The organism is Alicyclobacillus suci (genome assembly GCF_017329615.1).
GTDB lineage: Bacteria > Bacillota > Bacilli > Alicyclobacillales > Alicyclobacillaceae > Alicyclobacillus > Alicyclobacillus suci.
Genome location: NZ_JAFMTW010000010.1, coordinates 84,141 through 97,952 on the forward strand (window position 1 = coordinate 84,141; position 13,812 = coordinate 97,952).

Below are 13,812 nucleotides of genomic sequence, written 5' to 3' on the forward strand. Positions count from 1 at the left end.
AAACATCGTTGGTCTTTTGGGGAGGAGTAAAGCGCACCCTCCTCCCAAAAATCCAAAGCAGTTAAACTGCCGCTCTCTTATTTCGGGTTGTTGATCTTCGCCATCGTCGTAAAGCCGTCCTTGATGACCGTATCTTGAATATTGTCCTTGGTCACGACAACTGGCTTCAACAAAACAGCTGGAATCGGTGTCCCTGAACCGTTGTCCTGCGTGCCGTTGACCAAGTCAGAACTCGGTTTTTGACCCTTTAAGATATCGACTGCCAATTCAGCAGCGACTTTCGCTTCCTGGGGCACAGCCTTATAAACTGTCATCGACTGAGTGCCAAGCATAATGTCGTGCAGCCCTGCGTCCGTCGCGTCCTGCCCTGTGACGGGAACCTTGCCAGCCAAGTGTTGTGCGCTAAGCGCCTGAATCACAGACCCCGCAAGCCCGTCATTTGCTGCCAAAACTGCATCGACGTGGTTATTGAGTTTGGTCAGCGCCTGTTCCATCTCGCGCAAGCCATTCTGCGGATCCCAATCTGGGGTATACGACTCGTAACCAAGTTTCAACGTGCCATTCTTAAATAGCGGGTCAAGCACCTCGTGTGCGCCCTTGCGGAAGTCCAACGCGTTGTTGTCCGTCTGCGCGCCATCAATCATCACGACAGTGCCGCCTTTCGGCGTGTGATCCGCAATATACTGTCCCTGTAGTTTGCCAACCTCTTCATTATTAAACGAGACATAATAGTCAACCGGTGCTTTGGAAATCATCCGGTCATAAGAGATGACCTTAACGCCAGCTTTGTCGGCCTCCGTAACGATGGTTGCAGCCGCAGCCGAGTCGACAGGGTCAACCACCAAAACCTTCGCACCATTTGTAATTTCCGCCTCAGCCTGTTGCTGTTGAGTCGTCGAATCGCCTTGGGCGTTCTGATAATCTACTTTCGCCGATGGATCAAGTTTCTTTACTTCAGCTGTAAAGTCAGGTTTATCCTGGGATTCGTAACGAGCCGACGAAGTCGTATCCGGAAGCAGCAATGCAATGGTACCGCTTCCATTGCTAGATGAGGAAGATCCTCCGCCACTCGAATTGCCTCCGGATGACCCTGACGTCGTGACCCCACACGCTGTAGTTAGGGTCATCGCGACAACAACAGCTGCGCCAGCGGATAGCATACTCTTCATTTTCATTTGTAATCCCCCTTGTGCAAACGCTTACTATCGTGACGTCTATGATGCCTATTTTTGTATGATGATTCCAATCTCCGGTCTGTTTTGTTGCTCTTCACAACCAACTTACCGTGATATGGACGTCACAGATGCCATTAAGGCAAGTTTTTTGAATACGCTTTCGCGTCTTCGTTTGTATGTTAAACTATATGCAATCAGTTCGCAATAGTTCTTTGCAAAACTTGAGGTGGGATCATTGGCCAAGACCGTGGATGCTGCAACCATGCGGCAAATTAACAAAGGGTACGTCACAGAAATTATCTATAATCAAGGTCCGTTGTCACGAATGGAAATCTCTCAAGTCACCGGACTCAACAAGGCGACCGTATCTTCGCTCGTAGACGAACTGATTGCCGAACAGTTCGTTCAAGAAATCGGCCTTGGCGCATCGAACGGCGGCCGCAAACCGGTCATGCTCAAAATCAATGCTTCCGCTGGGTTCTGTATCGGCGTGGATGTCCAAATCACCCACATGAAAACGATACTGGCGGACTTGAGCGGTGGTATTGTGTATCAACACATGCGGCCCATCGCCGCAATACATGGTCTGTTGTCTCAATCCGAATTAGAAGAATTGCTGGTTGAAGAAATTCAACGCGCCATTCAACAAGCTCCGCCCAGTTGTCACGGTATCTTGGGGGCAGGTATCGCGCTTCCAGGTATCGTCAATTACCGAACGGGTTCCGTCTTCTATTTACCGAACATCGAGATTCGCGATTGGAATTTGACCGATAGCCTGTCGAAATCGTTTTCTTTTCCCATCTTCGTCGACAACGACGGCAATTGCGGCGCATGGTCCATCTATCGTGAGCGCCACCAACAAAACCTCGTGTTCGTCAACGTAGGCATTGGGATTGGCACAGGCATTGTCGTCAACGGTCATCTCTATCGAGGGCAAGATGGAATCGCTGGGGAATTCGGGCACACGTCCATCGCAGCCATGGGGGCTGTTTGTGCGTGCGGCAATTATGGATGCTGGGAGCAGTATGCCTCAGAGCAAGCCCTGCTGCGCTACTTACGCGAAGTAGAAGAGATACCTGCGTCGCTCGAACTATCACCCAATCTGGTCTCCTTAGCCGTCGATAAGGCTGCGACGAGTCCCGGTTACCAACGCGCATTTCGAACCCTCGGGCAATATCTCGGCATCGGCATTGCCAATATTGTCAACTCGTTAAATCCTGGACTCGTCGTCATCGGGGGAACCATGGCACAAGCCGCCCCGCTGTTTTTACCAGAAGTCCAGTATGTCATCCGCCATCGCGCCATGGCTTCCAACAAGCAGGTCTGCCTAACAGTCGCCAATGCGGACGCTATCGTCCTCGGCGCCGCGCAGCTCCCGATTTCCAACACCCTCTTGCACAGCCCACTAGCCGAATCGTAAAAACAGCTCCGGACGGCGTTTGTGACGACGCCGCCCGAAGCCCCCTCAAAAGCAGAATCGCTGTGCCAGTTACTACGACTTAACTCAGTTGTGCGGCAATATTTCGGGCTACGTACACCCCACTGCTTGCGGCCTGGGCAATACCTCGCGAAATCCCCGGGCCGTCGCCGGCGCAATAGAGCCCCGCCACCTTCGTCTGCAAGTCGCGTCCGACATCGGCGCGTGACGCGTAAAATTTTGCCTCGACACCGTAAAATAAAGTGTGGTCACTCGCAATACCCGGTGTCACATGATTCAGAGCTTCAATCATCTCTTGAAGTGCCACCATCGTCTTGTGTGGGAGAACCAAACCAAGGTCACCTGGAACCGCTTCCTTGAGGGTCGGTTCGATAAATCCTTCCCGAATACGCTCGGGCGTGCTGCGTCGACCCTTTAAGATGTCCCCGTACTTTTGTACAATGATTGATCCGTTGGACAACTCATTCGCCTGTCTACAAATGCTCTTCGCAAATTCATTCGGGCGATCAAACGGCTCAGTAAACCGGTGACTGACGAGCAAGGCGAAGTTCGTATTCTCTGTCCCCAGACCCGGATCTTTATAGGCATGCCCATTCGCCGCCATGACCCCAGTGTGGTTCTCAATCACGACGTGTCCCGACGGGTTACTGCAGAACGTTCTCACCTTGAGCCCTGTCGATGGCGAGTGAAAAATGAACTTCCCTTCGTATAAGTGTTCGTTGATTTCTTGCATGACAACGTTTGACGTCTCCACGCGAACGCCGATATCGACCTGATTGTTGCTCATCTTCAGATGATGCCTGCGGAACAAATCGGACAACCATGTCGATCCGTCGCGCCCCGGCGCCACAATGACATAATCGGCCTCAATTTTCTCATCGCCGCGAACCTGAATTCCGCGAATTCGACCATCTTCTATCAGCAAGTCCTCGACGAACGTGCGGAACCGCAAATCAATGTGTTGGGCCAAATACGTAAAAATGTCGTTCATCAACGCCAAGTTTACATCTGTTCCGATATGCCGCACACGTGCGCGAAGCAACTTCAGCCCGGCCCCAATCGCGCGCCGTTCAATCTGCGCCACTGCATCGGTCGTCGGATCCGTAATCGTGTCTGGCGCCCCGTGCTTTAAATTGATTTCATCCACATAGTGAATCAACCGCAGCACCTCAGACGACGGCAAATAATCCGTTAAAAATCCACCAAACTCGGAAGTAATATTAAATTTCCCGTCGCTAAAACTACCTGCGCCACCCGCACCGTTTATCACACCGCATGCTGGCCAACAACTCGCATAAGTCTTAATTTTATTTGCAGGAGGACACTTGTCGATTTTGCCTTCCATAATCGGACAATGCCGATACTTTGCTTCAACGCCTTTATCCACGAGGAGAATTTTGGCCTTCGGTGCCGTTTTCGTAAATTCATAAGCGGCATACAACCCTGCTGGACCTGCCCCAATAATAATGACATCGTATTTTTGTGTCATGTTCCTTCCCCCGTATCCTGCTGGCATCGCCTAAATACGAACGTTAGACAAAATTACAACATAAATGTTCGGATTCAAACCCTTGCTATTATACCTAGTTCCCCACAAGTTGCAACCCTTGATGTTCATTCAACACAACCTTGACACGCGAACATATGTTCTATACATTGGAAGCACAACGACGACAACGGAGGGACCCGGTATGACGCACATCTACCTATCCGGTCCAATGACAGGCCACCCTGATTTTAATCGACCCGCGTTTAACAACGCTGCATATTGCCTTCGTATCACCGGATACCAAGTCACAAATCCCGCGGAACAGCATATTCCAGGGGCCAGCTGGGCAGATTATTTGCGCCATGACTTGGCATTAATGCTCCAAGCGGACTGCGTCGTAACACTAAACGGCTGGCAACAGTCGAAGGGCGCATCGCTTGAGGTGTATGTCGCCAAACAATTGGGGATACCTGTGTATGAATTGACAGAAGTGCTGGGAACAGAGGGGAGACCCGCAAGGGACATCGGCGAAGGCATCAAACAGCTATCACTCGGTATTTAACGGGATATACGATTTGTTCGCCAAATTGAAAAGGCGGCCGATATCTATCGACCGCCACGTGAACAGGTATTGCGATAACGATACGTTGCTAGCCCTGCCTCTCAAGCAACCATGCGGCTCCAAAGACCGCGCCTGTTTTGAATCAATATCTATAACAACCGATTTTCGTCTATGTTCAGCATATACATAATTTATAACCAGATGCATGACTACCTGCCAATTCATCATTCTATCATAAATTGTAATTTTGTTCAACCCCGGACGCAACTTCCTATCCATTCTGCCACTTCGTTCCCAAAATTCCACGCAAACATTGGTTTAAAACAACCGGATTACATCGGGATGAAAATAATGTCGTCGGCAGACAGACCTGTACAAATCATTACCTCCAACTTCAATTTGCTCGCCGGAATAAACTGGCACGCCATCTTTGATTTTTAAAATCATCGTCGCCTTTCGATTGCAGTCTGGATGGGCGCAAATCGTCTTAATTTCCTCGATTTGGTCAGCCCAAAGCACTGCAGCCCGGCTTCCTTCAAAAAACTCGTTGCGATAATCCTTCAACAAACCATACATAATGACTGGCGTATTCAACTCATCCACCACTTTGGCAAGTTGTTGAATGTGACGTTCTCGTAAAAACTGAACCTCGTCCACCAGAACACAATCGGGGAGTGTCTGTTGTACTTCCTCAAACAGATTCGTATCGTCATCCACCTCAATCGCGTCCTTCTGAATTCCCACGCGCGACGCGATTTTTCCATGCCCAAAACGTGTATCAATCGCAGGAGTGAACAAGGTTACCTTTTTCCCCTGCTCCTCGTAATTGTGCGCCACCGTCAGCAATTGAATTGATTTGCTCGCATTCATTTGGCCAAACCTATAGTACAACTTCGCCACGAAATCACCCTTTAACAAACACCAATCTAGTATGATTCGTTTATTCTAGCACGTTCCCGACCGCAATTTGCTCTAACACCTGGACAAATACTTCCACTGGCTGCGCGCCAGAAAGTGCGTATTTTCCCTCAAAGATGAAAAATGGAACCCCAGAAATACCTGCATCTCTCGCAAACTGAAGGTCTTCAAGCACCTCCGCCCGCTTTTCCTCGTGCAAAAGCCCGTTCTGAACAACCTGTGTGTCGAGGCCGACACATCGAGCGACTTCCAACAACACCTTTATGTCGCCAATGTCCTCCCCACGTGAAAAATAGGCGTCATGCAGTTCTTGTACCACCGCCTCTTGGAGATCTGCCGGGGCCAATTTAATCAATTCATGTGAGCGTATTGTATTGGGAATGTGGTCAATTTTCTCAAATTGAAAATCGACACCACAAGCCTCGCCAATTTGACACACGCGAGCATGCATCTCATCTACGCGCGCTTGTCCACCGAGCCGTTCAACCAGTGTGGACATTGGACGCCCTTCGGGTGGTGTGGTGGCATCGAGCAGAAAAGCGTGATAACGAACTTCCACAGGTTCTTGTTGAAACTGTTCCAGGGCTTTAAACAAATGGGCCTGACCTACTCGACACCAGGGACATACTGTATCTTGAAACACATCTATTTTCATCGTAAGCGCGCCTCCTCATGAGCTTAGTATAATGGAATGATAGGAAAACTGCCCTGCGGGGGATACGTCCACGCAGGGCAGTCAAAGGTTTATCTCAATTCTGTTGGCGAATTAATACATACAGGCGAGGGAACCCATCGGATCCCACGGGTTCAAGACAATCGGTTCTTGTGTCAGAGCAGCGCGCTGCGCTTCACTAAGATACTTCTGATGTACGACAACCTGATACATATAATCGTCAAACCACGCGTCACTCATGACAAAAAATCCGTCATGCCCGACATCTTTCCCCCAACTGTTCTGTACCTTCCAGCGGTGGGCGCGACCATCCACGACATTGGCGCCTGTAAAAACCATCGCATGGGTCATAAGACTTTCTCCGTAATCCAAGCGCTCGCCCTTGGTCATAGTCAACGCCGTCCCGAGAATGCCCTCGTAATCGTAAAGCTCTGTATCCATAATGCCTGTTTCCCTATCGGACATCTTCCCGACGTCGCAGCCAAACCAAACGGGCTCGCCGTCCTGAATCTGCGCCAATGCCAAACGTTTTACTGTATCTATATCGACATTTAAGTACCGAACTGGGTATCCACCCTCAACGTTACCTAAGTACTTTACCGTATACGTCTTGTCAAACGGTTTGTCAGACGTCGGCGCATTGATGATGCTCACATAATCCTTCAATTGGATGCCAGCATACTTCGCAAAAAATTCTTGCGGCGTCAATCCGAGATCACGATGAAAGGTATTGTCCTTATCGCGATACTCGAAGTCGAACGTATCCGGCGGGGTCCCGAGAAAATAGCAAAGCAAGCGATAAAATTCGCCCATAAACGTCTGTTTCTGCGCGCGCAGCGCTGTTATCGGCACGCCTGCCAGGTATTGCGAACGATACGCACTCGCCTGCTGGCGCAGTTTGCGGGTCAACAAGGCATTCATGACGGATGAACGGCTACTGTGATACGTCTCTGCCATCACAGATTGCGGGGCGACCCCGTACTTCTCGACAAGATTGACAAACATGTCCCACTGCCCACCGTCCTGTAAAGGCGCTTGTAGTAGCCACTGCACAATGCGGCTGTCCGTCTCCTCGTCCAACGTATCCAAAATGCGTTCTAAGAAGTAATTTGCTTTCTCAAATTTATCCCAAAACATCTGATACGACTGAGAGAGTTCAAACGGTGGCATGTGATTACGTGTCGCGATGTCCTGTCGAATGGCGTTGAGCCCCGCGAACAGCCAACACCGCCCGCTCTGTCTCTGATTCGTCACGGCACCTGTGTCAATTTCATCCGAAAACATATACTGCATCTTTGCAACAGCGTCGTGTGCCGTCGCCACTTGCTGTATACCACTTTTGGTGATGGCGTTCATCCGCATGCGATTCGTCGAATCGCTGTGAAACGCCGAAGCGTATTTTTGAAGTTGTGCAATGGTTATCGCGGTATCATCGGTGGAGATTGGGGTTGCCATCGTCTGCATCCACTCCCTACGAAGTCATCATCACGCGCGAACATCTGAATATTCGAGCTAAATCCATTATAACAAAAACAACACACCAGAAATGACGACCTGCACATTTCTAACGGTCGCCGAATACAATCAAACATGTCCAACTACGGACAAGATTGGTATCCACCAATCGAATATAATAGTAATTGTGGTAGTAATCACAATTTTCACCATTCTCGCATACCGAAAGGACGGGTTGTGCATGAAACGAAACATTCTGTTTGCCACCGAAACAGACGTCAATCAGGGAAGGGGTTACTTCCCGCAAGACATTCGTCGCTTGTACAATATACCAAGCAACCTAACAGGTAGCGGACAAAGCATCGGTATCCTCGAATTCTCAAATGGATACAGTATCAACGACGCAAAACAGTTCTGGTCACAACACGGTATCCAAGTCGCAGATGTCGCGTTCGTCTCTGTAGACGGAACCCGCAATGACGGAGGGCGCAGCCCGGACGATGAAGAAGCGTCACTAGATTTGCAGTGGGCTGGCGCTATCGCTCCAGGTGCGAAGTTAATTGTCTATGAGGCCAACGCAGGACAGACGTTCGAGACATTTGCCGATGCCGTGATCGCAAGTCTCAAGTACGTACTCGACGATACTACACACACCCCCTCCGTCCTATCCATTTCATACGGTGACGCCGAATCGTCTTTCGACCAGGACGCGCTCACACAAATCGCCGACTTGATTGAACAACTAAGCCAAAAGGGCGTCACAGTATGCATCTCATCCGGTGACCAAGGCGCATACGGTATGCACGATACGCGCGGAGTACCCGAACGACACGCAGACGCACCCGCATCTGTACCATTCGCCGTGGCCGTCGGCGGAACGCACCTCAACCCAGATGGAACCGAAACGGCCTGGACGTACAACGGACCCCAAAATGGCGGTGCCACAGGTGGCGGATTCAGTGACGTCTTTCCAAAGCCTAGCTATCAATCGTCCTTTAACAGCACAGGCCGAGGGCTACCCGACATCTCGTTTAACGCAGACCCTGCAAGTGGTTACCAAATTATCTTCCAAGGGCGAAATGCCATCGTCGGCGGCACGTCCGTGTCCTGCCCCGTATTTGCGGGCATTGTGGCCCTGCTCAACGAGCGGCGTGCACAACTTGGAAAAGGACCAATAAAAAATCTCACATCGCTCCTCTACACGAATTACCATTCCATCCCGTATCGGGATATCACGGTCGGAAACAATTCGTTTAACGGCGTAACCGGATATCAAGCAGCGCCTGGCTGGGATGCGTGCACGGGCTTTGGATCCATCGACGCCAGCGCATTCATCGAGTACGTAGCGCAACTCGACGATACAGCTGTCACGTCCGCGCCAGCGGTTGGTTCCATGCGTTCAGACCAGGCGCCGTCCGTATTGCCCAAATCCACCTCCAAGTATCCGGTAATTCGCGTGCTGGCGACGATTCACAAAGTGGAAGCCGATGCACTCGTCCATGGCGTGCACCATCATCAACTGTTATTGCGCGACGTCCACGTACTCGCGATTCGCGGAGCAGACCCAAGCATCGTCAAGGGATATGCGTTTGTAGCCATCCGCTATGGCGACGACGAAGGCCTGTCCGGACCCATACCAGATCTCAAAGCGGGGCGCTCCATCGAACTCCAAGGTGAATATATCCCGCAGAATGACGCTTACCCAAGCGTCGGAAATCCGGGTGATCCGGTCATTCACTTCGTCCATCATCCTATTGGTTTTGTCGAATACGAGGGTAAGACATACCAATAAACTGGTTGCCCTTACCACGGAAGCGTCGCCCAGTGGCGACGCTTTTTTGCTGTGCTAGACTAAACGTATCATGCCTTGCGTCGAACCAGTCATGCTGATAACACCCTCGACCAGGAGCATTTGCTAACTTCAAGGAGCGTGCACAGTGGTGACCTACAACTGGGTGACTATCGTATTTGCCGTCATCATCATCGGTTCCGTCCTTGCAGGTTTCGGTCGTGGCTTTGGGCGGGAAAGCCGATTTGTCGTGTGGCAAATCATCTCCATCGCGGTGGGCATCGCATCCGTCGCCATCGGTTGGTGGGCGAGCCATGCCGTCAGTCAGGTAGCCTCGCAACAAAACACTGCGAATTTACCCCATTGGCTGGCCCAAATCCTCGTCGCATGGCAAGCAAATCCGAAGATTGGGATGTGGATTGCGTTTGCCATTTGTTATCTCATCATTGCAGGCGTGTTGCGTAACCTCATCGGCCTCATCGTCGGCCTCATCCCTACCTGGATGCCACGGCCTCTACAGGAAAGCCGCATACTCGGCGGCGCGGTCGGGGCCATCATGGGGGTTGTTCGATCCGCCGTCGTCGGCGCCATCATCTTCATCGCCCTGCAGTACTTGTCAATTCCACAATTGTCCAAGCAGGCAGCGGCATCGACGCCCTACCAGACACTCCGTGCGCGTATCTACGAACCCTGGTTAAAACCGCTGGTGGCCAAAACAATGCCTGTGTTATCCCAGGACGCATTCCAGCCATTGACGAAAAACATCAGTATGTTCGCTGTACCGTCGGGCACCAAAGGACAGGAAACTGGGGTCTTGTTGGTTCCTACCCAAATAGCCAACTTGTCCCACCAGTTGACTCAAGGAATGACGGATCCAAAACAAAAAGCCAAAGCGTTGTACGAGTGGGAAATTCATCACATCAGTTACGATTGGAAGAAGTACGACGACTATGTATACCATGGAAAATGGGATCAACAATCCCCACTTGACACCCTGCGCACCGGGAAAGGCGTGTGTGCCGATTACGCGCTACTCTATGCGGATTTGGCTCACGCAGCAGGTCTCAAGGTGCAAATTGACGAGGGAATCGGGGGTACCGGCGGGGATTACGGGAGTCATGCGTGGAATCAAGTCTATCTGCCCAATGAACAACGTTGGATCACGGTGGATACCACCTGGGGCGCATCACAAGACGCCTGGTTTGACGTCCCGCAATCAACCTTCGACCAGACGCACATCCAGCAAACTGCCATCATCATTGATGCCAGTAGTGCAACCTAAATCCTCGGCAGAGGGGGAGGCATCACCATCCCCCAGCCGCGCAAGATTATTGAAAGCGATTGACCAACCGGCCGAGCCCCGACACTTCGCAGATGACTTCATCTCCCGCCGTGACCCACCGCTTCTCCGACCGCCCCATGATGACGCCTTCGGGTGTCCCGGTGTAAATCAAATCACCTGGCTCCAACGTCATGATTTGCGACAGGTCGGAAACCACCTCGGCCACCGAAAAAATCATGTCCCCCGTATTGGAATCCTGCATCAATTGACCGTTGTGCCACAACTTCAATCCGAGGTTTTGTGGATTTCCCACTTCATCGGCTGTCACGATACATGGGCCAAGCGGCGAAAACCCGTCGATTGCTTTGCCATAAAGCCACTGTCCGGTACGAAACTGCAAATCGCGTGCCGACAGGTCGTTCCCTGTGGCGTAGCCAAACACATATTGCAACGCATCTTCCACTGCCACCTGCTTCGCCTGGCGTCCAACAATGGCCACGAGTTCAACCTCAAAATCAATTTCCCGCGCATTCGCAGGAATCACCACCGTCTCCCCACTGGCGGCCAAACTATTACAGAATTTGCTAAAATAAATCGGATGTTCCGGAATCGGCATCCCGGTCTCCTCTGCATGCTTGCGGTAGTTTAGACCGACGCAAAGAATCTTGCTCGGCTTTTGGACCGCCGGGGCATATCGGACGTCCTCCGGTGACAAAAACTCGGTCGCCGCTTCGACAAATGAGTGAATGTCCTCGACATCATGCCCATCCATCGCGATGACATCCATGATGGACGCCGGAAACGTTGGTCGGTCACGACACCGCGTAACATCGACAATCCCGCTGTCCTGCCAAACACCTACCCGAATTCCGGATGGACCATAAAAACTTATCCATTTCAAATCCTCCGCCTCCTTTTAATCGCCTTGCCCAGTCTGCGTACGGCCACTGTGGGTTCGGAACAGCCAATTTTGTTCGGATGTCACGTACTCGCTAAAATCAAGTCTCAGCCCGCTGCCACTGACGGCAGATGATTTGGCAACATCCACCAACCACTTCGTCAGCCCTGCTACATTCATCCCCTGCATTTCACTTGCCGTGAAAAATCCTGCGTCATCTACCTCTACCCCATCCGCACGCGGCTCGCCGGCCATGTAGCGGAGTGCAAACGCGACGTACACATTATGTACCTGCCGAGGCTGATCACGCAGTGCAATAATCCGCTCGACCTTTGCAGTGATACCGGTTTCCTCCAGCACCTCTCGCTCAACGGTCACATGAATGGGCTCCGTCTGTTCCGTGTAACCACCGGGATTCGTCCACATGCCACGCCCCGGTTCCTGCGCCCGACGAACAAGCAATATACGATCCTCCCGGAACACAAGCGCCCCAACGCCAATACTGTAGTTCCCCCAATGTACAAATTCACAAACGGGACACGCACGCCTTGGAACGCCGTCCATCAACTTCGTCACCAGTGCGTGACCGCACGACATACAGAAATTGGCCGCGATATTCATCACCCACTTTAAACTCTGATTACGCTCATCATACGCAATCCCAAGGAAGAAGAAAAACGAGGTTTCTTACAAAGGGGGTTGTCCATCCATAACAAAGGCGACCTTTAATAGACAAAGGTCGCCTTGAACCCGATATTTACACCGATAAATAACGGGTTATTGACTCGGAAATCACTTAATATATCTACGTGCCCCGATATATTTCGGTCCCCAATAGGAGTTGTTAATGCTATCAATCGAAACGCCCATATCCTGCGCATCAATCATCATGCCACTCCCCATATAGATACCGACATGCGTTGCCCCTGGGGCATAAGTGCTGAAAAACACCAAGTCACCCGGTTGCAGATTGCTTTCCGATACAGGAACACCCGTGGCAAACTGCTGTTCAGAGGTCCTCGGAATCGATACCCCTTCATGCCCTAAGACATATTGCGTAAATCCAGAACAGTCAAAACCGGACGGCGACGTCCCACCCCAAACATACGGCGTACCTAAGAACGATTGCGCATACTGGATAATGGCACTCGCGCTGGCGTTCGCCAAGCTCGCAGTTTGTTGCGCGACATACGTCGGGTTACTTGCCTGCTGTTCAGCCTCTTGCGTCTGCTGCTGAATGGCTTGAATTTGAGACTGTGTCAACTGGATTTGGCTCTCTAACGTACCTTGCTTTTCTTTACCAGCCTCGATATTGTCCTCAATATTCTTCAAATCAGCTTCACGCTGGGCCTTAATGGACTGGTCAGACTGTTGCAATGCCGCCAATTGGTCATGTACAGCTTGCAATTTCGCTTGCGAAGCTTTCACTTGGTCCTGCTTTTGAATAATGCTCTTTCGAAGTTGTCGCACAGAATCAACCACCTGGTTCTGTGTATTCGAAATGAGCGTCAAATCATACAGACGCGATAGAAAATCGGAAAAGCTGTTGGCCTGGAACAACACGCCCAAATAAGAGACATTCCCGTTTTCATATGCAGTTCTGACCATATCGGTGAGCTCATCTTGCTGTTTCTGGAGTTCCTTCTTGTTCTGTTCCAACTGTTGAGTGAGGGCATCTTGTTGCTTTTGGAGGGACGACATTTGGCTATTCGTAGCCGAAATCTTCGTATCCAAGGTATGTAGGGTCTGCTGAATGAACCATAAACCTAATCGTAGCAAGGATTTCGCGTGCCAATTGTCGAAATAAAGTGTATGGATTTTGAGCGGAACAGGCGAAAAACCGTGCACTTGGAGGTCTGTAATTGTACGCGAATCATCAGGACCAACAGATACTTCCCGGAGACTTCTTCCTACCGTTTGGTGGCCGACTTAGCGAAGACAATCGCTGGGTTCAACTTTCATATATCATTCCGTGGCGACGTGTGGAACAGGAATACAGCAAACACTTTAGCAGAGATCTTCGAGGCGGACGGGCCGTCTCCGTTCGGATGGCGCTTGGCGCGCTAATCATTCAGGAACGAGAAGGTTTTTCGGATCGTCACTTGGTCCAGCACATCACGGAAAACCCGTACC

13 protein-coding genes are annotated in these 13,812 nt (G+C 51.0%); 5 read left to right on the plus strand and 8 right to left on the minus strand.

Annotated elements, in window-relative coordinates; translation table 11 throughout:
* Positions 1-77: 77 nt before the first annotated feature.
* Entirely contained in the window at positions 78-1,175 is a 1,098-nt protein-coding gene (locus tag J3482_RS07675; protein ID WP_146823624.1) for a sugar ABC transporter substrate-binding protein, read from the minus strand.
* Positions 1,176-1,410: 235 nt separating this feature from the next.
* Here J3482_RS07675 and J3482_RS07680 point away from each other — a divergent pair, with 235 nt between their 5' ends.
* Complete coding sequence (locus J3482_RS07680) at positions 1,411-2,595, plus strand: ROK family transcriptional regulator (protein WP_146823626.1); 1,185 nt, start codon at positions 1,411-1,413, stop codon at positions 2,593-2,595.
* A 79-nt stretch (positions 2,596-2,674) separates the two neighbouring features.
* Here J3482_RS07680 and J3482_RS07685 read toward each other — a convergent pair whose 3' ends face one another.
* Positions 2,675-4,102: an NAD(P)/FAD-dependent oxidoreductase gene (locus tag J3482_RS07685; protein WP_146823628.1), complete on the minus strand. Its 1,428-nt coding sequence runs from the start codon at positions 4,100-4,102 to the stop codon at positions 2,675-2,677.
* Between the two features lie 202 nt (positions 4,103-4,304).
* Here J3482_RS07685 and J3482_RS07690 point away from each other — a divergent pair, with 202 nt between their 5' ends.
* Positions 4,305-4,664 carry a DUF4406 domain-containing protein gene (locus J3482_RS07690; protein WP_146823630.1) on the plus strand — a complete coding sequence of 120 codons (360 nt, stop codon included), beginning with the start codon at positions 4,305-4,307 and terminating at the stop codon, positions 4,662-4,664.
* Between the two features lie 318 nt (positions 4,665-4,982).
* Here the strand turns inward: J3482_RS07690 and J3482_RS07695 are convergent, their stop codons facing one another.
* The 3 genes from J3482_RS07695 to J3482_RS07705 all read right to left on the minus strand — a co-directional run bounded on the left by J3482_RS07695 (position 4,983) and on the right by J3482_RS07705 (position 7,710).
* Positions 4,983-5,564 (minus strand): thymidine kinase, encoded by a 582-nt coding sequence (locus tag J3482_RS07695; protein WP_146823632.1) that lies wholly within the window; start codon positions 5,562-5,564, stop codon positions 4,983-4,985.
* 40 nt (positions 5,565-5,604) lie between these two features.
* Complete coding sequence (locus J3482_RS07700; RefSeq protein ID WP_146823634.1) at positions 5,605-6,237, minus strand: DsbA family oxidoreductase; 633 nt, start codon at positions 6,235-6,237, stop codon at positions 5,605-5,607.
* 111 nt (positions 6,238-6,348) lie between these two features.
* On the minus strand, positions 6,349-7,710 hold the full coding sequence (locus tag J3482_RS07705; RefSeq protein WP_206922240.1) for a C1 family peptidase: 1,362 nt from the start codon (positions 7,708-7,710) through the stop codon (positions 6,349-6,351).
* A gap of 241 nt (positions 7,711-7,951) precedes the next feature.
* On the opposite strand from J3482_RS07705, the gene J3482_RS07710 reads away from it, so the two are divergent.
* Positions 7,952-9,502, plus strand: coding sequence for a S53 family peptidase (locus J3482_RS07710; RefSeq protein ID WP_188332287.1), 1,551 nt, complete (start codon positions 7,952-7,954; stop codon positions 9,500-9,502).
* Positions 9,503-9,647: 145 nt separating this feature from the next.
* Positions 9,648-10,781 carry a transglutaminase domain-containing protein gene (locus tag J3482_RS21530; protein ID WP_328702669.1) on the plus strand — a complete coding sequence of 378 codons (1,134 nt, stop codon included), beginning with the start codon at positions 9,648-9,650 and terminating at the stop codon, positions 10,779-10,781.
* A 46-nt stretch (positions 10,782-10,827) separates the two neighbouring features.
* Here J3482_RS21530 and J3482_RS07720 read toward each other — a convergent pair whose 3' ends face one another.
* From J3482_RS07720 to J3482_RS07730, 3 genes are all read right to left on the minus strand, one after another.
* Positions 10,828-11,682, minus strand: coding sequence for a fumarylacetoacetate hydrolase family protein (locus J3482_RS07720; RefSeq protein WP_236017998.1), 855 nt, complete (start codon positions 11,680-11,682; stop codon positions 10,828-10,830).
* Between the two features lie 15 nt (positions 11,683-11,697).
* Positions 11,698-12,300: an NUDIX domain-containing protein gene (locus J3482_RS07725; RefSeq protein ID WP_223204185.1), complete on the minus strand. Its 603-nt coding sequence runs from the start codon at positions 12,298-12,300 to the stop codon at positions 11,698-11,700.
* Positions 12,301-12,471: 171 nt separating this feature from the next.
* Positions 12,472-13,413: a C40 family peptidase gene (locus J3482_RS07730; protein WP_236017999.1), complete on the minus strand. Its 942-nt coding sequence runs from the start codon at positions 13,411-13,413 to the stop codon at positions 12,472-12,474.
* Between the two features lie 128 nt (positions 13,414-13,541).
* On the opposite strand from J3482_RS07730, the gene J3482_RS07735 reads away from it, so the two are divergent.
* The coding region (locus J3482_RS07735; RefSeq protein WP_206922241.1) for a transposase at positions 13,542-13,812 on the plus strand (271 nt) is incomplete at its 3' end.

What these genes read in the sequence shown, in the direction of transcription:
- J3482_RS07675 (WP_146823624.1), bottom strand. Translation starts at nt 1,175, where the DNA reads ATGAAAATGAAGAGTATGCTATCCGCTGGCGCAGCTGTTGTTGTCGCG.
- J3482_RS07685 (WP_146823628.1), bottom strand. Translation starts at nt 4,102, where the DNA reads ATGACACAAAAATACGATGTCATTATTATTGGGGCAGGTCCAGCAGGG.
- J3482_RS07690 (WP_146823630.1), top strand. Translation starts at nt 4,305, where the DNA reads ATGACGCACATCTACCTATCCGGTCCAATGACAGGCCACCCTGATTTT.
- J3482_RS07700 (WP_146823634.1), bottom strand. Translation starts at nt 6,237, where the DNA reads ATGAAAATAGATGTGTTTCAAGATACAGTATGTCCCTGGTGTCGAGTA.
- J3482_RS07705 (WP_206922240.1), bottom strand. Translation starts at nt 7,710, where the DNA reads ATGGCAACCCCAATCTCCACCGATGATACCGCGATAACCATTGCACAA.
- J3482_RS07710 (WP_188332287.1), top strand. Translation starts at nt 7,952, where the DNA reads ATGAAACGAAACATTCTGTTTGCCACCGAAACAGACGTCAATCAGGGA.
- J3482_RS07725 (WP_223204185.1), bottom strand. Translation starts at nt 12,300, where the DNA reads ATGAATATCGCGGCCAATTTCTGTATGTCGTGCGGTCACGCACTGGTG.